We start from the raw sequence: 19,343 nt of genomic DNA, 5'->3' as shown, positions 1-19,343 counted from the left end.
TAATTTGAGATGACGACCCCCACCATTGCAGAAATCCGCAGTGCGACCGATGCCAAGATGAATCAGTCGCTTGCCGCGTTCCAGAACAACCTCACCAAGATCCGTACCGGCCGCGCGAACTCCGCGCTGCTCGACTCGATCCACGTCGAGTACTACGGCTCGCAGGTTCCGCTGAGCCAGGTGGCCAACGTGTCGGTGCTCGACTCGCGCACGATCAGCGTCCAGCCCTGGGAAAAGGGCATGGGCGCCAAGATCGAGAAAGCCATCCGCGAAAGCGACCTGGGCCTGAATCCGGCCTCGATGGGCGACCTGATCCGCGTGCCGCTTCCCGCGATGAGCGAGGAGCGCCGCAAGGAAATGACCAAGCTGGTCCGCAACGAAGGCGAAAGCGCCAAGATCGCCACGCGCAACCTGCGCCGCGATGCGAACGAGTCGGTCAAGAAGCTGGTCAAGGAAAAGCTCGCCTCCGAGGACGACCAGAAGCGCGCCGAAGCCGAGATCCAGAAGGTCACGGACCGCCACATCGCGGAAATCGACCGCCTGGTCGCGGCCAAGGAAGCGGAGATCATGGCCGTTTGAGGCTGCGCATGGCCTCTTCTTCGCCGCAGATCCCCCGCCACATTGCCATCGTCATGGATGGCAACGGACGCTGGGCCACGCGGCGGTTCCTGCCTCGCGTGGCAGGACACAAGCAGGGCGTCGAGTCGCTCAGGCGCTGCGTCAAGGCGTGTGTCGATCGCGGCGTGGGCATTCTCACGGTCTTCGCGTTTTCGTCGGAAAACTGGAACCGTCCGCCCGAGGAAGTTTCGGGGCTCATGGAAATCATGGTGGGGGCACTCGCGCGCGAAGTGCCCAAGCTGAGCCGCGACGGCGTGCAACTGCATTTCGTCGGCGAACGGACCGGGCTTTCCAAGAAAATGGTGCAGGGTCTGGTCGACGCCGAAACCGCCACCGCACAGAACACCAAGCTGATCCTGAACGTCTGCTTCAACTACGGCGGCCGGTGGGACATTGCCCGCGCCGCGGCCAAGCTGGCCGAGCAGGGCGAAGCGCTCACCGAAGCGAATCTCGACCGCGCCATGGCCCTGGCGCACGTGCCCGATCCCGACCTTCTCATCCGCACCGGCGGCGAGCAGCGCCTGTCGAACTTCCTGCTGTGGCAAAGCGCCTACGCGGAGCTTTTCTTCAGCGACAAGCTCTGGCCCGAGTTCGACCAGGCCGAACTGGATGCGGGAATCGCCGCGTTTCAGGCGCGCGAGCGCCGCTTCGGCAAGACCTCGGCGCAAGTCACGGCCGGCAGCGGCTCCGCACCCGATCGCCAGTTGGCCTGAGGGCCTCACGGCCTGCCCCTCCAGCCGCCCAGCCGCATGCTCAAACAACGCATCCTCACGGCCATCGTCCTGTTGGCGATCCTGCTGCCGGCGCTCTTCTACCCGTCGCACGTTCCCTTCGCCTGCGTGATGCTGGTGCTGATCGGTGCCGGGGCGTGGGAATGGGGCCGTCTCAACGGCTATGGCCAGCGGCTGTCGGTCTTCCTCGGCGCAGAAACCGTGGCGCTGTGTGTGCTCTCCTGGTGGCTCGGGCTGCTCGATCGGTCGCTGCTGCCCATGTGGCTGGTGGCCAGCGCAGCCTGGGTGCTCGGCGGGGCCGCGCTGCTGCGGGTGGCGGTGCCGGGCTGGCCGCGCATTCCCCGTGGGCTGCGGCTGGTCGGTGGGTTGCTGGCGCTCTGGGTGGCGTGGCTCGCGGCCGTGCAGGCGCGCATGGTCGGCATCAACTTCCTGCTGTCGATCCTCGTGCTGGTCTGGGTGGCCGACGTCTTCGCGTATTTCGCGGGCCGCGCCTTCGGCCTCAGGTTCACGCGCAACAAGCTCGCGCCCGCCATCAGCCCCGGCAAGAGCTGGGAAGGCGTGTGGGGCGGCATGGCGGGCGTCGTTGTGCTGGCCTTTGCGTGGGTGTGGGCCGACAGGGCTGCCGGCGCCGCGGTGGCCAGCCTCTACACCCGGCTGTACGAGCGCGGCTGGTGGCTGCTGCTGGTCGGCGTGCTGTTTCTCGCCGCAATGAGCGTCGTGGGCGACCTGGTCGAGTCGCTGATCAAGCGCAGTGCCGGCGCCAAGGACAGCAGCAGCCTGTTGCCGGGCCACGGTGGTGTGCTCGACCGCGTGGATGCCCTCTTGCCGGCGCTTCCCATTGCAATGATGCTGGCTTTCCTGTGAACACACCCAAACAACGCATCACGGTGCTGGGCTCGACCGGTTCGGTCGGCGTCAGCACGCTCGATGTCATTTCGCGGCACCCGGAGCGTTTCGAGGTCTTCGCGCTTTCCGCATCGACCAAGGTCGACGAGCTGCTGGCGCAGTGCGCGCGTTTTTCGCCGCGCTATGCGGTCATGGCGAGCGCGCCGCATGCGGCGCTGCTGGCCGAAAAGATAGAGCAGAACAATCTCAAGACCACCGTCCTGAGCGGCGTCGATGCTATTGAAAAAATAGCATCGCACGAAGAGGTCGACGCCGTGATGGCGGCCATCGTGGGGGCGGCCGGCCTCGGGCCCTGCCTGGCGGCTGCGCGCGCCGGCAAGCGGCTGCTGCTGGCCAACAAGGAGGCGCTGGTGGTCGGCGGCGAGCTCTTCATGCGCACCGTGCGCGAGGGCGGTGCCACGCTGCTGCCGATCGACAGCGAGCACTCGGCCATCTTCCAGTCGCTGCCTGAAGATCCGTCGACCTGGCCGCGGCGCATCGACAAGATCATTCTCACGGCGTCGGGCGGCCCGTTCCGCACGCGCGCGCCCGATACGCTGGGCACGGTCACGCCCGAACAGGCTTGCGCCCATCCGAACTGGGTCATGGGCCGCAAGATCTCGGTCGATTCCGCCACCATGATGAACAAGGCGCTCGAGGTGATCGAGGCGCGCCATCTGTTCGGCGTGCTGCCCGAGCAGATCGAGGTAGTCATCCATCCGCAGAGCGTGGTCCATTCGATGGTCCAGTTCACGGATGCATCAGTCATTGCCCAACTGGGGACGCCCGACATGCGCGTGCCCATTGCCGTCGGACTGGCCTGGCCCGAGCGCATCGAGAGCGGCGCGGCGCGCCTTGATTTCCGCCAGATGGCATCGCTGAGCTTCGATGCCCCCGACGCGGCGCTGTTTCCCGGGCTGGGCCTGGCCTGGCATGCGCTGCGCGCGGCGCCGGGGACCACGGCGGTGCTCAATGCGGCCAACGAAGTCGCGGTCGAGGCCTTTCTTGATCGGCGCCTGCGCTTCGACCGCATTCATGCGGTCAACATGGAAACTTTGGAAGCCGTCAGCCCCTCCAAGCCCGCATCGCTGGCCGACCTGCTGGCGCTCGATGCCAGCGCCAGGGCGGCGGCCAATGCCGCGGCGCTGCGCTTCGCGGCCTGACACTCCCGTCAACAGAGGATCCGGATGCTCACCGTCATCGCTTTCGTGGTTGCACTCGGCCTCCTGATCGCCGTGCATGAATACGGCCACTACCGCGTTGCCGTCGCCTGCGGCGTCAAGGTGCTGCGGTTTTCGGTGGGCTTCGGCAAGACACTCTACCGCTGGCAGCCCAAGCGCCAGCATCCGGGGCAGGAAACGGAGTTCGTCATCGGCGCGTTTCCGTTCGGCGGTTACGTCAAGATGCTCGATGAGCGCGAGGGGCCGGTGGCGCCCGAGGAGCGCCACCGCGCCTTCAATACGCAGCCGCTGCGCTCCCGCGCGGCCATCGTCGCTGCCGGGCCCATTGCGAATCTGCTGCTTGCCGTGGTGCTCTACACGGCCGTCAACTGGATCGGAGTCGAGGAGCCTGTTGCCAAGCTGGCGCGTCCGGTGGCGGCATCGCTGGCGGAAGCGGCGGGATTACGCGGCGGCGAGCACGTCACGCGTGCCGGTTTCGAAGGCGACCTGGAACCCGTGCAGTCGTTCGAGGACCTGCGCTGGCGCATGACACGCGGCGCGCTCGACGGCCGCGACCTGACGCTCGAAGTGGCGGGCGAGGGCGGCCGGCCCGGCCGGCAGGTCGTGCTGCCGCTGAGCCTCATGGAGGCCAGGGACGCCGACCCGCAGATGTTCCGCAAGATCGGCGTGCTCGCACCGCTGACGCGTCCCGAGATCGGCCAGGTGATGGCCGGCAGCGCGGCAGAACGCGCGGGCCTTCGCAGCGGCGACGTGGTCCGCAGCGTCGGCAATGTGCCCATCGTCGATGGGCAGCAGTTGCGCGAGGTGATCCGCACCTCGATCGATGGCGACCAGCCGCGTCCGCAGACCTGGCAGGTGCAGCGCGGCAGCCAGTCGATCGAACTCGAAGTCAGGCCCGAACTGCGCGAGGAGGGCGCGGCGAAGGTCGGCCGCATCGGCGCCTATGTCGGTGCGCCGCCTGAAATGGTGACGGTGCGCCAGGGCCCGATCGATGGCGTCTGGCGCGGTATCGTGCGCACCTGGGAGGTGTCGGCGCTGACCGTCCGCATGATGGGCAAGATGGTGATCGGCGAAGCCTCGCTCAAGAATCTGAGCGGGCCGCTCACGATCGCCGACTACGCCGGCAAGTCCGCGAGCCTCGGGTTGACCCAGTACCTGGTATTCCTTGCGCTCATCAGCGTGAGCCTTGGCGTGCTCAATCTCATGCCGCTGCCGGTCCTCGATGGAGGACACCTGATGTATTATCTTTGGGAGGGCCTGACCGGCAAGAGCGTCTCTGACGCCTGGATGGAACGGCTTCAGCGCGGCGGTGTCGCCTTGCTGCTGGTCATGATGTCGGTTGCGCTCTTCAACGACGTCACGCGGCTCTTTGGTTAACTTTCTGCCGGCCCTTTCCGCGCCGGCCCAATTCACAGATGAACACAAACTTCAGTCGCTTTCGCCTGCGTAGCGTTGCCGCGGTGGTGGCCAGCGCGTTGGCGGCCACGGCAGCCTGGGCCGTCGAGCCCTTCACGGTGCGTGACATTCGCGTCGAGGGCCTGCAACGCGTCGAGCCCGGCACGATCTTCGCATCGCTTCCGCTGCGTGTGGGCGATACCTACAGCGACGAGCGCGGATCGGCTGCCATCCGTGCGCTGTTCGACCTGGGGTTGTTCAAGGACGTGCGCATCGACGTCAACGGCAACGTGCTGGTGGTGATCGTCGAAGAGCGTCCCACCATTGCCGACGTCGATTTCGTCGGCACCAAGGAATTCGACAAGGCCGCGCTCCAGAAGGCGCTGCGCGAAGTGGGCCTTGCCGATGGCCGCCCGTACGACAAGGCCCTGGCCGACCGCGCCGAGCAGGAACTCAAGCGCCAGTACGTGAGCCGCAGCCTCTACAACGCGCAGGTCGTGACCACGGTCACGCCCATCGAGCGCAATCGCGTCAATCTCACGTTCACCGTCACCGAGGGCGATTCCGCGCGCATTCGCGAAGTGCGCGTGGTCGGCAACAAGGCATTCAGCGAATCGACGCTGCTGAGCCTGTTCGACCAGGACAGCGGCGGCTTCATGAGCTGGTACACCAAGTCCAACCAATACTCGCGTTCGAAGCTCAACGCCGACCTGGAAACGCTGCGCTCGTACTACATCACGCGCGGCTACCTCGAGTTCCGCATCGATTCGACCCAGGTCGCCATCTCGCCGGACCGCAAGGACCTGTCGGTGACCGTCAACATCACCGAAGGCGAGAAGTTCGTTGTGGCCGGCGTCAAGCTCGACGGCAACTATCTCGGCCGCGACGAGGAGTTCAAGTCCCTCGTGACCATCAAGCCCGGCGAGCCCTACAACGGCGAGCAGGTCACCGAAACCACCAAGGCTTTCACCGACTATTTCGGCACCTTCGGCTACGCGTTCGCTCGCGTGCAGGCCCGCCCGGAGATCGACCGCGTCAACAACCGCGTGACCCTGACCCTGCAGGCCGAACCCTCGCGCCGCGTCTACGTGCGCCGCGTGGCGGTGGGCGGCAATGCCAAGACGCGCGATGAAGTGATCCGCCGCGAGTTCCGGCAGTTCGAGGCCTCTTGGTACGACGGCGACAAGATCAAGCTCTCGCGCGACCGCGTGGACCGTCTGGGCTTCTTCACCGAAGTGAACGTCGAAACCCAGGAAATCCCGGGTTCGCCCGACCAGGTCGACCTGGTCGTCAACGTGGCCGAGAAGCCCACCGGCAGCCTGCAGCTCGGCGCCGGCTATTCGAGCGCGGAAAAGGTGGCTCTCACCTTCGGCATCTCGCAAGAGAACGTCTTCGGTTCGGGCAACTTCCTGGGCGTGCAGGTCAACACCAGCAAGTACAACCGCACGCTGTCGCTGACCACCACCGATCCGTATTTCACCAAGGACGGCATCTCGCGCACGATCAGCGTCTATCACACCACCACGCGCCCGTACTCGACCAACATCGACGGCGACTACAAGCTCGTGAACCAAGGTGCTTCGATCCGCTTCGGCGTGCCGTTCAGCGAAGTCGACACGGTCTTCTTCGGTGTCGGGCTCGAGCGCTACGCGTTCGAGCCGAACACGTCGACTTCTTTCTCGGGGCTCTTCACGCCGAATTCGTATCTTCGTTATTTCCAATGCCAGAGGGATGCGAGCGGTTTGTTCGTGACCGAGTGCGATCGGAAGAGCGTCTGGGGCGTCCCGCTGACCGTCGGCTGGGGCCGCGACAGCCGCGACAGCGCGCTGGTTCCGACCACCGGGCGCCTGCAGCGTGCCAACCTGGAGCTGGGCGTCGCCGGCGAAATGAAGTATTTCAAGACGAACTACCAGTACCAGCAGTTCTTCGCAATCAACAAGCAGTACACGTTTGCGATCAACGCCGACCTGGGCTATGCCAAGTCTCTTGGCGGCAAGGACTACCCGATCTTCAAGAACTTCTATGCCGGCGGCCTGGGTTCCATCCGCGGCTTCGAGCAGAACTCGCTCGGGCCGCGCGACAAGCCGCTGTTCCTGCAGACCGAAGGCGCCGCACTGGGCGGCACCAAGAAGGCCGTCTTCAATGCCGAACTCAGTACGCCATTTCCTGGTGCGGGCAATGACCGCACCCTGCGCCTCTACGGCTTCTTTGACGTCGGCAATGTATTCGGTTCGCGTGCTCCCGGCGTGAGCGACGAGCAGTACAAGGCCGAGAAGAAGCTGCGTGCCTCGGTGGGCCTCGGGGTCAGCTGGATCTCGCCGCTGGGCCCGCTGCGTCTGGCCTACGCCTTCCCCATCAAGTCCCAAAAGGAAGTGCTGGATCCGAATACCGGCTTCATCCTGATCCCGAAGGATAGAATCCAGCGCTTGCAATTCCAGATCGGAACGTCTTTCTAAATGAAGCATTTGATTCGCGCCGCCGCTGGCGCGTTGTTGATTCCCGTTTTCGCGCTGGCTGCGGCGACTGCTGCCCAGGCGCAGGAAACCTTTCGCATCGGCTTCGTGAATCCGGATCGCGTGCTGCGCGAGGCGCAGCCGGCCAAGGCTGCGCAAGCCAAGCTCGAGGCTGAATTCCTCAAGCGCGAAAAGGATCTCACGACGCAGGGCGAAGCACTGAAGACGGCCTCCGAACGGTTTGAGCGCGAAGCCCCCACCCTGTCCGAAAGCCAGCGCACTGCGCGCCAGCGCGCGCTGGTCGACCAGGACCGTGATTTCCAGCGCCGCCGCCGCGAGTTCCAGGAAGATCTGAACGCGCGCAAGAACGAAGAGCTCCAGCAGGTCTACGAACGCGCCAACCGCGTCGTGAAGCAGGTGGCCGAGGCTGAAAAGTACGATGCCATCCTGCAGGAAGCGATCTACATCAATCCCAAGCACGACATCACTGACAAGGTGATCAAGGCCCTGAACGCCTCGACCGCTGCTCCTTCGGCCGGCAAATAACGCCGCGAATCGGCGTGGGACTGCAGCTCGGAGCCATTGTCAGCGCCCTTGGGGGCGAGCTTCACGGGGACCCGGCGCTGTCCATCGAGCGGCTTGCGCCGCTGCAGAATGCGCAGCCCGATGCGCTCAGCTTCCTGAGCCATCCCAAGTACCAGCAGGAACTGGCGGCCTCCAAGGCCGCCTGCGTGATCGTTGCGCCGGCCATGCGCGAGGCTGCGGCCGCGCGCGGGGCGTTCATCGTCGCGGCCGACCCCTACCTCTATTTCGCGCGCCTCACGCAGCTGTGGAAGGCGCATCACGCGCGGCCCGAGGCCGACCGCATCCATCCCTCCGCGGTGATCCATCCCGAGGCCCTGGTGGACGCCACGGCGCGCATCGGCGCCCTGTGCGTGGTGGAGCGGGGCGCGCGCGTCGGCGCCGGCACGGTCCTCAAGTCGCGCGTGACGATCAGCGAAGACTGCGTGGTCGGCGAGCGCTGCCTGCTGCATCCGGGTGTGGTGATCGGCGCCGACGGCTTCGGCCTGGCGCCGCACGAGGGCGCCTGGGTCAAGATCGAGCAGCTGGGGGCGGTGCGCATCGGCAACGACGTCGAGATCGGCGCCAACACCTGCATCGACCGCGGCGCGCTCGACGACACCGTCATCGAGGACGGCGTCAAGCTCGACAACCTGATCCAGATCGGCCACAACGTGCGTGTCGGCAAGCACACCGCGATGGCCGGCTGCGTCGGCGTGGCGGGCAGCGCCACCATCGGTGCGCATTGCACCTTCGGCGGCGGTGCGATCGTGCTCGGCCATCTCACGGTGGCCGACGGGGTTCACGTGTCCGCGGCAACCGTGGTGACCCGCTCGATCCGCAAGGCCGGCCAGTACACCGGCATGTTCCCCATCGACGACAATGCGAACTGGGAAAAGAACGCTGCAACGCTCAAGCAGTTGCACAGCCTGCGCGAACGACTCAAGGCGCTCGAAAAGGCCCCTCAGAAAAAGTGAAGACGATGCAGGAACAGAAAATCATGACGACGACGCTCGATATCCATCAAATCCTCAAGCTGCTGCCCCACCGCTACCCGTTCCTGCTGGTGGATCGCGTGCTGGACATGGAAAAGGGCAAGCGCATCACGGCGCTCAAGAACGTGACGATGAACGAGCCATTCTTCAATGGCCACTTCCCCCACCGTCCGGTGATGCCGGGCGTGCTCATGCTCGAAGCCATGGCGCAAGCGGCGGCACTGCTGTCGTTTCATTCGCTCGACATCGTGCCCGATGACAACACGGTCTATTACTTCGCGGCCATCGACGGCGCGCGCTTCAAGCGCCCCGTGGAGCCTGGCGACCAGCTCACGCTCCAGGTCGAGATCGAGCGCATGAAAGCCGGCATCTCGAAATTCAAGGGCCGGGCGCTGGTGGGCAGCGAGCTGGCCTGCGAGGCCACGCTGATGTGCGCAATGCGCCAGATCAACTGATCTTGCGGCGGTTACGACAAGGCATGACGCAGGTTCATCCCACAGCGCTCATCGACCCGAAGGCACAGCTGGACGCCTCCGTTTCGGTCGGGCCCTACACCGTGATCGGTCCGCACGTGCGGGTCGGCGCCGGCACAACCATCGGTGCGCATTGCGTGATCGAAGGGCGCACCACCATCGGCCGCGACAACCGGATCTTTCAGTTTTCCTCGCTCGGCGCGGTGCCGCAGGACAAGAAATACGCCGGCGAGCCCACCGAGCTGGTCATCGGCGACCGCAACGTCATCCGCGAGTTCTGCACCTTCAACCTCGGCGTGCCGGGCGCGGGCGGCGTCACGCGGGTGGGGAACGACAACTGGATCATGGCGTACACGCACATCGCGCACGACTGCCGTGTCGATGACCACACCACGCTGGCCAACAACACCACGTTGGCCGGCCACGTGCATCTGGCCGACTGGGTCACGATCGGCGGCCTGACGGGCATCCACCAGTTCGTCTCGGTCGGTGCCCATGCCATGGTCGGCTTCGCCAGTGCGGTGTCGCAGGACGTGCCGCCGTTCATGCTGGTCGACGGCAATCCGCTGGCGGTGCGCGGCTTCAACGTCGTGGGCCTGCGCCGCCGCGATTTTTCGGCCTCTCGCCTGGCGGCGGTCAAGCAGATGCACCGCCTGCTGTACCGGCAGGGCAAGACGCTCGAAGAAGCGCGTGCCGGCATCGCCGCCCTGGCCACCGAGATGCCTGAAGCGGCCGCCGACGTGGTGCTGATGGAGCAGTTCCTGGCCACATCGACACGCGGCATTGCGCGTTGAAGTAAGCGAGACGGCCGCCATGGGCAAGGACGAACAGCGACGCTTCGCGCTGGTCGCGGGAGAAGCTTCCGGCGACCTGCTCGCCGGCCTTCTTCTCGACGGCCTGCAGGCGCGTTGGCCGTCGCTCCAGACCATGGGCATCGGCGGGCCCCGCATGCTCGCGCACGGGCTGCAGAGCTGGTGGCCGCAGGAGAAGCTCGCGGTGCGCGGCTACATCGAGGTGCTGCGCCACTACGCCGAGATCGCCGGCATCCGCCGGCAGCTCAAGGCGCGGCTGCTGCGCGAATGGCCCGAGCTCTTCATCGGCGTCGACGCCCCCGATTTCAACCTCGACCTCGAAGCCGGACTGCGTAGCCGCGGCATGAAGACCGTGCACTTCGTCTGCCCGTCGATCTGGGCCTGGCGTGCCGACCGCATCGACAAGATCCGGGCCGCGGCTGACCACGTGCTGTGCATCTTTCCGTTCGAGCCGGCGCTGCTGGCCGGGCAGGGCGTGCAGGGCAGCTACGTCGGCCATCCGCTGGCCAACGTGATTCCGATGGTGCCCGACCGCGCCGGGGCGCGCGCGGCCCTGGGCCTCGCGCCGGATGCGCAGGTCGTGGCCCTGCTGCCCGGCAGCCGCCGCTCGGAAGTGCGCTACCTTGCCGCCCGTTTTTTTGCCGCCGCGGCGCAGATGCTGCAGGCGCGGCCCGCGCTCCGGTTCGTCGCCCCCATCCTGCCGGGGCTGCGTGTCGAGGTCGAGGCGCTGCTGCAGGCCAGCGGCGCGGCGGGGCGGGTACAACTGCTCGACGGCCAGTCGCATGCCGCACTGGCGGCCTGCGACGTGACCCTGATCGCCAGCGGCACCGCCACGCTCGAGGCGGCGCTGTTCAAGCGGCCGATGGTCATCGCATACAACATGAATGCGCTTTCATGGCGTCTGATGCAGCGCAAGCAGCTCCAGCCCTGGGTCGGCCTGCCCAACATCCTGTCGCGCGAATTCGTGGTGCCCGAGCTGCTGCAGGAGGCCGCCACGCCGCAGGCGCTGGCCGAGGCCACGCTGGCCTGGCTCGACGCGCCCGAGAAAACGGGGGCGCTGCAACAAAAATTTTCAGAGCTGCACGTGCAACTGCAGCGCGATACGCCCACACTTTGCGCCGATGCGATCCAGAAAGTTCTTGAAGGCTGAGCAGGCGGCCCTCGTGTGGGACGCGCCGGGCCTCGTAGCGGGCGTCGATGAAGCGGGCCGCGGGCCGCTGGCCGGCCCGGTCGTGGCGGCAGCCGTCATCCTGGACGACCAGCGGCCGATCCGCGGCCTGGCCGATTCCAAGACGCTCACGGCCCTGCAGCGCGAACGCCTGAACGACCAGATCCTTGCCAAGGCGCTGTGCTGCTCGGTGGCGCAGGCCACGGTCGAGGAAATCGACACCCACAACATCCTGCAGGCCACCATGCTCGCCATGCGCCGTGCGGTCGAGGGCCTGCGCCTGAAGCCCGCCAAGGTGCTGGTCGACGGCAACCGCCTGCCCACGCTCGACGTGCTGGCCGAGGCCATCGTCAAGGGCGATGCGCGGATCAAGGCGATCTCCGCCGCCTCGATCCTGGCCAAGGTCCACCGCGACCGGCTGTGCGAGCAGCTGCACCTGGAGTTTCCGCACTACGGCTTTGCCGGCCACAAGGGCTACGGCACGCCGGAGCACCTGGAGGCGCTGCAGCGCCATGGCGCGTGCATTCATCACCGCAGGTCGTTCAGCCCGGTGGCCGCGGCGCTGGCGCGCACTGCGGAGGGTGCGGCTGCGCTCGTGCTCGAGGCCTCGATGCCGGTTCCGGCCGAAATCCCGACGGCCGAGACCGTGCACCTCGACCTGCGCGCCGCGCCCTGAGCCGAAGCATGACCAGCCCCACCGGCGCGAACCACATCAGTTCGCGCGACAACCCGCTGCTCAAGGACCTGCGCAAACTGGCCCAGGACCCCGGCGCCTACCGCCGGCTCGGCCGGATCTGGCTCGAAGGCGACCATCTCTGCCGGGCGGCGCTCGCACGCGGCATCCGGCCTGCGATCGCCGTTTTTTCGGAGTCCTTCTGGCCGTCAGCGCCCGCCGAGTGGGCGAGTTGCGCTATCAAAACGGTAGTGGTCGACGACGATTTGCTGCGGGCGGCCAGCGGCCTGGAGTCGCCGGCGCCGATGGGGTTCGTGCTCGATCTGCCGGCGCGGCCGCCCTTGCTTCCCGATGCGCCCAGCGTGGTGTTCGACCGCCTGCAGGACGCCGGGAACGCCGGCTCCATCCTGCGCAGCGCGGCGGCTTTCGGGTTCAAGCAGGTGATTGCGCTCAAGGGCACGGCGGCCCTGTGGGCGCCGAAGGTGCTGCGCGCCGGCATGGGCGCGCATTTCGGGCTGCGGCTGATCGAAGGCGTGGAAGCCGATGCCCTCGACGAACTGAAGGTGCCGCTGGTGGCCACCAGTTCCCACCGGGGCGACTGGCTGCACCAGGCGAGGCTGCCGCATCCTTGCGCATGGCTGCTGGGGCACGAAGGGCAGGGCGTTTCACCGGCGCTGGAAGCCCGCGCCAGCCATCACATCCGGATCGCGCAGCCAGGCGGCGAGGAGTCGCTGAACGTGGCGGCCGCGGCGGCGATCTGCCTGCACGCGAGCGGCGCAGCGGCGCTTGCCCAGGCAGCTTCCTGATCTCCGAATGCCGCATAGGCATGTGCCGCGAATGTTTTCCGGCCCTGCGGCCCGAGAGGGCGATGCCGCCGGGCTACAATCGGGGGCTTACTCGCAATAGCGTCGCCCGGCCGCCTTTAACGCCAAAATCCCCTTAAGCAGCAGTCCGCAGGCAACGCGCCTGGGGCTCCGGGCGACCGTAACCATCCGGAGAACCCAGTGCTTTTGTCTCTCAAGGGAAGTTTCCCGCCCGCCATCCTGGCGCTCGCAGACGGCACGGTCTTTCAAGGCAATTCGATCGGGGCCGCCGGCTCCACGACCGGCGAGGTGGTGTTCAACACCGCCATGACCGGTTACCAGGAAATCCTCACCGACCCGAGCTACTGCCAGCAGATCGTGACCCTCACGTATCCGCACATCGGCAACTACGGCGTCAACGGGGAAGACATCGAAGCCGACAAGATCCATGCCGCGGGCCTGATCATCAAGGACCTGCCCCTCGTCGCCTCCAACTTCCGCAAGACCGCGACGCTGAGCGAATACCTCGTGGCCGGCAAGACGGTGGCCATCGCGAACATCGACACCCGCAAGCTCACGCGCCACCTGCGCACCCATGGCGCGCAGAATGGCTGCATCCTGGGCCTGGCCGCGGGCGAGGCCGTGACGCAGGCGCTGGTCGACAAGGCCATCGCCGCCGCCAAGGCCGCGCCCAGCATGGCCGGCCTTGACCTCGCCAAGGTGGTGTCGGTCCAGCAGACCTACGAATGGACCGAGACCGAGTGGAAGCTGGGCGCGGGCTACGGCGTGCAGATCACGCCGAAGTTCCACGTGGTGGCCTTCGACTACGGCGTCAAGAAAAACATCCTGCGCATGATCGCCCAGCGCGGCGCCCGCATCACCGTGGTGCCGGCGCAGACGCCCGCGGCCGACGTGCTCAAGCTCAAGCCCGACGGCATCTTCCTGGCCAACGGCCCGGGCGACCCGGAGCCCTGCGACTACGCCATCAGCGCCGTCAAGGAGCTCATCGAGACCGGCATTCCCACCTTCGGCATCTGCCTGGGCCACCAGATCATGGCGCTGGCTTCGGGTGCGAAGACCTTCAAGATGAAGTTCGGCCACCACGGCGCGAACCATCCGGTGAAGGACCTGGACGACGGCCGCGTGAGCATCACCAGCCAGAACCACGGCTTCGCGGTCGACGAGAAGTCGCTGCCCGCCAACCTGCGCCCCACCCACATCAGCCTGTTCGACAACACGCTGCAGGGCCTTGCGCGTACCGACAAGCCAGCGTTCTGTTTCCAGGGCCACCCGGAAGCCTCGCCCGGCCCGCACGACATCGGCTACCTGTTCGACCGCTTCACCGCGCTCATGGAGCAGGCACGTGGCTGATGCACCCGCGGTGCTCGACGTCTCGGTGCTCGCCGCGTTGCGCGATGCCGAGGGCAAGATCTATGTGCTGCGCGGCCTGAAGGTCATGCTGGCGCAGGACCTTGCCGCGCTCTACGGCGTCGAGACCCGGGTGCTGCTGCAGGCCATGCGCCGCAACCTCGATCGTTTTCCGGCGGACTTCGCCTTCACCCTCGAGAACCACGACCTCGAGGCTTTGAGATCACAGCTTGTGATCTCAAAGCCCGAGAAGCCGGGCTCCGGCGGCGCGCGCTACCGCAGCGTGGCCTTCACCGAGCAGGGTGTGGCCATGTTGTCGAGCGTGCTGCGCAGCGAACGCGCCGTGGCCGTCAACATCGAGATCATGCGAACCTTCGTCAAGCTGCGCAGCATGCTGTCGGAGCATGCCGATCTCAAGCGCAAGCTGAATGCGCTGGAACAGCGATACGACCAGAACTTTCGCGATGTATTCAACGCGATCCATCAATTGATGGATGAGCCGAAGCCGGGCGCCTACAGCGGCCGCGGCATCGGTTTCACCAAGGACAAATAAGATGCCCAAGCGCTCAGACCTCCAATCCATTCTCATCATCGGCGCCGGCCCGATCATCATCGGCCAGGCCTGCGAGTTCGACTACTCCGGCGTGCAGGCCTGCAAGGCATTGCGCGAGGAGGGCTACAAGGTCATCCTGATCAACAGCAACCCAGCGACGATCATGACCGACCCGGCCACGGCCGACGTGACCTACATCGAGCCGATCACCTGGCAGACGGTCGAGAAGATCATCGCCAAGGAACGCCCCGACGCGATCCTGCCGACCATGGGCGGCCAGACCGCGCTCAACTGCGCGCTCGACCTCTGGCGCCACGGCGTGCTCGACAAGTACACCGGCGCGGCCACCAACAAGCCGGTCGAGCTGATCGGCGCCACGCCCGAAGCCATCGACAAGGCCGAAGACCGCCTGAAGTTCAAGGACGCGATGACCAAGATCGGCCTGGGCTCGGCGCGCTCGGGCATCGCCCATTCGATGGACGAGGCCTGGGCGGTGCAGAAGTCGGTCGGCTTCCCGACGGTGATCCGCCCCAGCTTCACGCTCGGCGGCACCGGCGGCGGCATTGCCTACAACCCGGAAGAGTTCGAGACTATCTGCAAGCGCGGCATCGAAGCCTCGCCCACCAACGAGCTGCTGATCGAAGAGTCGCTGCTCGGCTGGAAGGAGTACGAGATGGAAGTCGTGCGCGACAAGGCCGACAACTGCATCATCGTCTGCTCGATCGAAAACCTGGACCCGATGGGCGTGCACACCGGCGACTCGATCACCGTGGCCCCCGCGCAGACGCTCTCCGACAAGGAATACCAGATCCTGCGCAACGCCTCGCTGGCCGTGCTGCGCGAGATCGGCGTCGATACCGGCGGCTCGAACGTGCAGTTCTCGATCAACCCGAAGGACGGCCGCATGGTCGTGATCGAGATGAACCCGCGCGTGTCGCGTTCGTCGGCGCTGGCCTCCAAGGCCACGGGCTTCCCGATCGCGAAGGTCGCGGCCAAGCTGGCCGTGGGCTACACGCTCGACGAGCTGCGCAACGAGATCACCGGCGGCGCCACGCCAGCGTCGTTCGAACCGTCGATCGACTACGTGGTCACCAAGATCCCGCGTTTCGCTTTCGAGAAATTCCCGCAGGCCGATTCGCGCCTCACCACGCAGATGAAGTCGGTGGGCGAGGTGATGGCCATGGGCCGCACCTTCCAGGAATCGTTCCAGAAGGCGCTGCGCGGCCTCGAAGTGGGCGTGGACGGCCTCAACGAGAAGACGCAGGACCGCGAAGTGCTCGAGAAGGAACTCGGCGAGCCCGGCCCCGAGCGCATCTGGTACGTCGGCGATGCCTTCGCCATGGGCCTGAGCGTCGATGAGGTGTTCGCGCTGACCAAGATCGACCCGTGGTTCCTGGTGCAGATCGAGGAAATCGTGAAGATCGAGCTCGAACTCGAAACCAAGTCGCTGGCCGACATCGACCGCGACACGCTGCTCGCGCTCAAGAAGAAGGGCTTCTCCGACCGCCGCCTCGCCAAGCAGCTCAAGACCACCGACACGGCCGTCCGCGAGAAGCGCCGTGCGCTCGGCGTGCGCCCGGTCTACAAGCGCGTGGACACTTGCGCGGCCGAGTTTGCGACCAACACGGCCTACATGTACTCGACCTACGAGGATGAGTGCGAAGCCGATCCTACCGACAAGAAGAAGATCATGGTGCTCGGTGGCGGTCCCAACCGCATCGGCCAGGGCATCGAGTTCGACTACTGCTGCGTGCATGCCGCGCTCGCCATGCGCGAGGACGGCTACGAGACCATCATGGTCAACTGCAACCCCGAGACCGTGTCGACCGACTACGACACCTCCGACCGCCTGTACTTCGAGCCGCTCACGCTCGAGGACGTGCTGGAGATCGTCGACAAGGAAAAGCCGCTCGGCGTGATCGTGCAGTACGGCGGCCAGACGCCGCTGAAGCTCGCGCTCGACCTCGAGGCCAATGGTGTGCCGATCATCGGCACCTCGCCCGACATGATCGATGCGGCCGAAGACCGCGAGCGCTTCCAGAAGCTGCTGCACGAGCTCAAGCTGCTGCAGCCGCCGAATGCCACCGCGCGCACTGAACCCGAGGCGCTCGAAAAGGCCGCGGCGCTGGGCTACCCGCTGGTGGTGCGCCCGAGCTATGTGCTTGGCGGCCGTGCGATGGAAATCGTGCACGAGCAGCGCGACCTCGAGCGCTACATGCGCGAAGCCGTGAAGGTCAGCAACGACTCGCCGGTGCTGCTCGACCGCTTCCTCAACGACGCCGTCGAATGCGACGTCGACTGCATCCGCGACGCCGAAGGTGCCACCCTGATCGGCGGCGTGATGGAGCACATCGAGCAGGCCGGCGTGCACTCGGGCGACTCCGCCTGCTCGCTGCCGCCCTACAGCCTGAGCGCCGAGACCATTGCCGAGCTCAAGCGCCAGAGCGCCGCCATGGCTGCCGCGCTCAACGTGGTCGGCCTGATGAACGTGCAGTTCGCGATCCAGCAGAAGGATGGCAAGGACGTCATCTACGTGCTCGAGGTGAACCCGCGGGCCTCGCGCACCGTGCCCTATGTGAGCAAGGCCACCGGCATCCAGCTCGCCAAGGTGGCGGCTCGCTGCATGGCCGGCCAGTCGCTCAAGTCGCAGGGCGTGACCAAGGAAGTCACGCCGCCTTACTTCAGCGTGAAGGAAGCCGTGTTCCCGTTCGTCAAGTTCCCGGGCGTGGACACCATCCTTGGTCCCGAGATGAAGTCGACCGGCGAGGTGATGGGCGTGGGCAGGACCTTCGGCGAAGCCTTCGTGAAGTCGCAGCTCGGCGCCGGCACGCACCTGCCGAAGTCGGGCAAGGTCTTCATCTCGGTGAAGAACAACGACAAGGCGCGCGCCGTGGAAGTGGCGCGCGGCCTGGTCAAGCTGGGCTTCGAGATCATCGCCACCAAGGGCACGGCCGCCGCCATCGGCGCCGCGGGCATCGAATGCGCGACGGTGAACAAGGTGACCGAGGGCCGTCCGCACATCGTGGACATGATCAAGAACAACGAGATTGCGCTGGTCATCAACACGGTGGAAGAGCGCCGCAACGCGATCACCGATTCGCGCCAGATCCGCACCTCGGCGCTGCTCGCGCGCGTGACCACCTTCACCACGATCTTCGGCGCGGAAGCCGCGGTCGAGGGCATGGGCTTCATGGACGAGCTCGGCGTGATCTCGGTGCAGGAGATGCACGCGCAGCTGGCTGCCGCCTGAGCGTGGCCATGGAAACCCAGCTCGTCGAACTGGACCTGAGCGACTGGCGCGCGGCCACGCCCAACGAGGCGTGGATCGCGCAGCTGGAAGCGGGCAAGGTGCTCTATTTCCCGCGCCTGGGTTTCGAGCTGCTGCCCGAAGAACGCAGCCTGCTGACGCCCAGCCTGCTGTCGCCCGACGTGCGCAACATCAGCCTCGATGCCAGCGGCAAGCTCAAGGGCGTGGCCGGCGACGAGGCGGTGCAGCGTGCCGCCGCCGCGATGGTGGGGCGGTTCCGTGCGCAGGCACAGCAGCTGATCCACGGCCTGCTGCCGCACTACACGCCGGCCCTGCGCCTGGCGCCGACCAGCTACCGGCCGGCAAAGGTCGAGACGCGCGTGCAGTCGTGGCGCGCCGACGACCGCCGGCTGCACGTCGATGCCTTTCCGTCGCGGCCGAACTACGGCGAGCGCATCCTGCGCGTCTTCACCAACGTCAATCCCGAGGGCGCACCGCGCGTGTGGCGCGTGGGCGAGCCCTTCGAGGACATCGCCAGGCGGTTTCTGCCGCGTGCCAAGCCCTATGTGCGCTGGCAGGCCAAGCTGCTGCAGGCGCTGCACGTGACCAAGTCGTTTCGCAGCGAGTACGACCACCTGATGCTGCAGCTGCACGATGGCATGAAGTCGGACATGGCCTACCAGGAAAATTCGCCCCAGGAGAAGGCCGAATTTCCGCCGGGGTCGGTGTGGGTGTGCTTCTCGGACCAGACCTCGCACGCCGTCATGGCGGGCCAGTACATGCTCGAGCAGACCCTTCATCTGCCCGCGTCGAAGCAATACAATCCGGATTCGAGCCCGCTCGCCATCCTGAGCCGGCTGACCGGACGCACACTCGTCTGATCCTGTCCCCCAATCGACCGCCGAACGGCAGCGTTCGGCGGTTTCGCTTTATGGAGAACCAAACATGGCCACCATTCCAATTACCAAGCGCGGTGCCGAGAAGCTGCGCGCCGAGCTGCATCAGCTCAAGACCGTGGACCGCCCCTGGGTCATCAATGCGATCTCCGAAGCCCGCGCGCAGGGCGACCTGAGCGAGAACGCCGAATACGAAGTCGCCAAGGACCGCCAGGGCTTCATCGAGGGCCGCATCCAGGAGGTCGAGGGCAAGCTTTCGGCCGCCCAGATCATCGACCCGGCCGAGCTCGACGCCGGCGGCAAGGTGGTGTTCGGCTCCACGGTGGAACTCGAGGAAGAAGAATCGGGCGAGGCCGTCAAGTACCAGATCGTCGGCGAGGACGAGGCCGACCTGAAGCTCGGCCTGATCAACATCTCCAGCCCGATCGCGCGCGCACTCATCGGCAAGGAAGAGGGCGACACCGCCGAGGTGCAGGCGCCCGGCGGCCTCAAGCGCTACGAGATTGTGGCGGTGCGCTACATCTGACCGGC

18 protein-coding genes are annotated in these 19,343 nt (G+C 66.3%); all 18 read left to right on the top strand.

The window, feature by feature from the left end:
- The first annotated feature begins 9 nt into the window (after positions 1-9).
- Positions 10-579 carry a ribosome recycling factor gene (frr, locus tag ACAM54_RS14040; protein ID WP_012747710.1) on the top strand — a complete coding sequence of 190 codons (570 nt, stop codon included), beginning with the start codon at positions 10-12 and terminating at the stop codon, positions 577-579.
- Between the two features lie 8 nt (positions 580-587).
- Entirely contained in the window at positions 588-1,331 is a 744-nt protein-coding gene (gene uppS / locus ACAM54_RS14035) for a polyprenyl diphosphate synthase (protein WP_145746581.1), read from the top strand.
- Positions 1,332-1,367: 36 nt separating this feature from the next.
- A complete protein-coding gene (locus tag ACAM54_RS14030; protein ID WP_369647946.1) occupies positions 1,368-2,213 on the top strand; it encodes a phosphatidate cytidylyltransferase in 846 nt (281 codons plus the stop codon).
- On the top strand, positions 2,210-3,397 hold the full coding sequence (ispC, locus tag ACAM54_RS14025) for a 1-deoxy-D-xylulose-5-phosphate reductoisomerase (RefSeq protein ID WP_025569546.1): 1,188 nt from the start codon (positions 2,210-2,212) through the stop codon (positions 3,395-3,397). The genes ACAM54_RS14030 and ispC overlap by 4 nt, the downstream gene beginning before the upstream one ends.
- A 24-nt stretch (positions 3,398-3,421) precedes the next feature.
- Positions 3,422-4,792 (top strand): RIP metalloprotease RseP, encoded by a 1,371-nt coding sequence (rseP, locus tag ACAM54_RS14020; RefSeq protein ID WP_025569544.1) that lies wholly within the window; start codon positions 3,422-3,424, stop codon positions 4,790-4,792.
- Between the two features lie 38 nt (positions 4,793-4,830).
- Complete coding sequence (gene bamA, locus ACAM54_RS14015) at positions 4,831-7,266, top strand: outer membrane protein assembly factor BamA (RefSeq protein WP_025569542.1); 2,436 nt, start codon at positions 4,831-4,833, stop codon at positions 7,264-7,266.
- Complete coding sequence (locus ACAM54_RS14010) at positions 7,267-7,809, top strand: OmpH family outer membrane protein (RefSeq protein ID WP_025569540.1); 543 nt, start codon at positions 7,267-7,269, stop codon at positions 7,807-7,809. It abuts the gene before it with no gap.
- A gap of 14 nt (positions 7,810-7,823) precedes the next feature.
- The gene (gene lpxD, locus ACAM54_RS14005; protein ID WP_025569539.1) at positions 7,824-8,801 is read left to right on the top strand and encodes a UDP-3-O-(3-hydroxymyristoyl)glucosamine N-acyltransferase; all 978 of its coding nucleotides are present in this window, start codon (positions 7,824-7,826) and stop codon (positions 8,799-8,801) included.
- Positions 8,802-8,824: 23 nt separating this feature from the next.
- The gene (fabZ, locus tag ACAM54_RS14000) at positions 8,825-9,274 is read left to right on the top strand and encodes a 3-hydroxyacyl-ACP dehydratase FabZ (RefSeq protein ID WP_029689478.1); all 450 of its coding nucleotides are present in this window, start codon (positions 8,825-8,827) and stop codon (positions 9,272-9,274) included.
- A 23-nt stretch (positions 9,275-9,297) separates the two neighbouring features.
- Positions 9,298-10,086 (top strand): acyl-ACP--UDP-N-acetylglucosamine O-acyltransferase, encoded by a 789-nt coding sequence (gene lpxA, locus ACAM54_RS13995; protein ID WP_025569535.1) that lies wholly within the window; start codon positions 9,298-9,300, stop codon positions 10,084-10,086.
- Positions 10,087-10,105: 19 nt separating this feature from the next.
- On the top strand, positions 10,106-11,254 hold the full coding sequence (gene lpxB, locus ACAM54_RS13990) for a lipid-A-disaccharide synthase (RefSeq protein WP_369647945.1): 1,149 nt from the start codon (positions 10,106-10,108) through the stop codon (positions 11,252-11,254).
- On the top strand, positions 11,226-11,948 hold the full coding sequence (gene rnhB / locus ACAM54_RS13985) for a ribonuclease HII (protein WP_369647944.1): 723 nt from the start codon (positions 11,226-11,228) through the stop codon (positions 11,946-11,948). The genes lpxB and rnhB overlap by 29 nt, the downstream gene beginning before the upstream one ends.
- 8 nt (positions 11,949-11,956) lie before the next feature.
- A complete protein-coding gene (locus ACAM54_RS13980) occupies positions 11,957-12,751 on the top strand; it encodes a TrmH family RNA methyltransferase (protein WP_369647943.1) in 795 nt (264 codons plus the stop codon).
- A 198-nt stretch (positions 12,752-12,949) separates the two neighbouring features.
- Positions 12,950-14,119, top strand: coding sequence for a glutamine-hydrolyzing carbamoyl-phosphate synthase small subunit (carA, locus tag ACAM54_RS13975; protein WP_145746591.1), 1,170 nt, complete (start codon positions 12,950-12,952; stop codon positions 14,117-14,119).
- Positions 14,112-14,669, top strand: coding sequence for an ORF6N domain-containing protein (locus ACAM54_RS13970; protein WP_124960550.1), 558 nt, complete (start codon positions 14,112-14,114; stop codon positions 14,667-14,669). The genes carA and ACAM54_RS13970 overlap by 8 nt, the downstream gene beginning before the upstream one ends.
- Position 14,670: 1 nt before the next feature.
- A complete protein-coding gene (gene carB / locus ACAM54_RS13965) occupies positions 14,671-17,919 on the top strand; it encodes a carbamoyl-phosphate synthase large subunit (RefSeq protein ID WP_369647942.1) in 3,249 nt (1,082 codons plus the stop codon).
- 8 nt (positions 17,920-17,927) lie between these two features.
- Positions 17,928-18,797, top strand: coding sequence for a Kdo hydroxylase family protein (locus ACAM54_RS13960; RefSeq protein ID WP_369647941.1), 870 nt, complete (start codon positions 17,928-17,930; stop codon positions 18,795-18,797).
- A 64-nt stretch (positions 18,798-18,861) separates the two neighbouring features.
- Positions 18,862-19,338: a transcription elongation factor GreA gene (gene greA, locus ACAM54_RS13955; RefSeq protein ID WP_012747727.1), complete on the top strand. Its 477-nt coding sequence runs from the start codon at positions 18,862-18,864 to the stop codon at positions 19,336-19,338.
- The last annotated feature ends 5 nt before the right edge of the window (positions 19,339-19,343 follow it).

Source organism: Variovorax sp. V93, assembly GCF_041154485.1.
In the GTDB taxonomy this organism is placed as follows: Bacteria; Pseudomonadota; Gammaproteobacteria; order Burkholderiales; family Burkholderiaceae_C; genus Variovorax; species Variovorax beijingensis_A.
Note: the sequence above shows the minus strand (reverse complement) of the source record. Positions and strands in the feature narration are given on the sequence as shown.

Bases quoted from the DNA above. Each gene is read 5' to 3' on its own strand.
- frr (WP_012747710.1), top strand. From the start codon at position 10: ATGACGACCCCCACCATTGCAGAAATCCGCAGTGCGACCGATGCCAAG.
- uppS (WP_145746581.1), top strand. From the start codon at position 588: ATGGCCTCTTCTTCGCCGCAGATCCCCCGCCACATTGCCATCGTCATG.
- ACAM54_RS14030 (WP_369647946.1), top strand. From the start codon at position 1,368: ATGCTCAAACAACGCATCCTCACGGCCATCGTCCTGTTGGCGATCCTG.
- rseP (WP_025569544.1), top strand. From the start codon at position 3,422: ATGCTCACCGTCATCGCTTTCGTGGTTGCACTCGGCCTCCTGATCGCC.
- bamA (WP_025569542.1), top strand. From the start codon at position 4,831: ATGAACACAAACTTCAGTCGCTTTCGCCTGCGTAGCGTTGCCGCGGTG.
- ACAM54_RS14010 (WP_025569540.1), top strand. From the start codon at position 7,267: ATGAAGCATTTGATTCGCGCCGCCGCTGGCGCGTTGTTGATTCCCGTT.
- fabZ (WP_029689478.1), top strand. From the start codon at position 8,825: ATGACGACGACGCTCGATATCCATCAAATCCTCAAGCTGCTGCCCCAC.
- lpxA (WP_025569535.1), top strand. From the start codon at position 9,298: ATGACGCAGGTTCATCCCACAGCGCTCATCGACCCGAAGGCACAGCTG.
- lpxB (WP_369647945.1), top strand. From the start codon at position 10,106: ATGGGCAAGGACGAACAGCGACGCTTCGCGCTGGTCGCGGGAGAAGCT.
- rnhB (WP_369647944.1), top strand. From the start codon at position 11,226: ATGCGATCCAGAAAGTTCTTGAAGGCTGAGCAGGCGGCCCTCGTGTGG.
- ACAM54_RS13980 (WP_369647943.1), top strand. From the start codon at position 11,957: ATGACCAGCCCCACCGGCGCGAACCACATCAGTTCGCGCGACAACCCG.
- carB (WP_369647942.1), top strand. From the start codon at position 14,671: ATGCCCAAGCGCTCAGACCTCCAATCCATTCTCATCATCGGCGCCGGC.
- ACAM54_RS13960 (WP_369647941.1), top strand. From the start codon at position 17,928: ATGGAAACCCAGCTCGTCGAACTGGACCTGAGCGACTGGCGCGCGGCC.
- greA (WP_012747727.1), top strand. From the start codon at position 18,862: ATGGCCACCATTCCAATTACCAAGCGCGGTGCCGAGAAGCTGCGCGCC.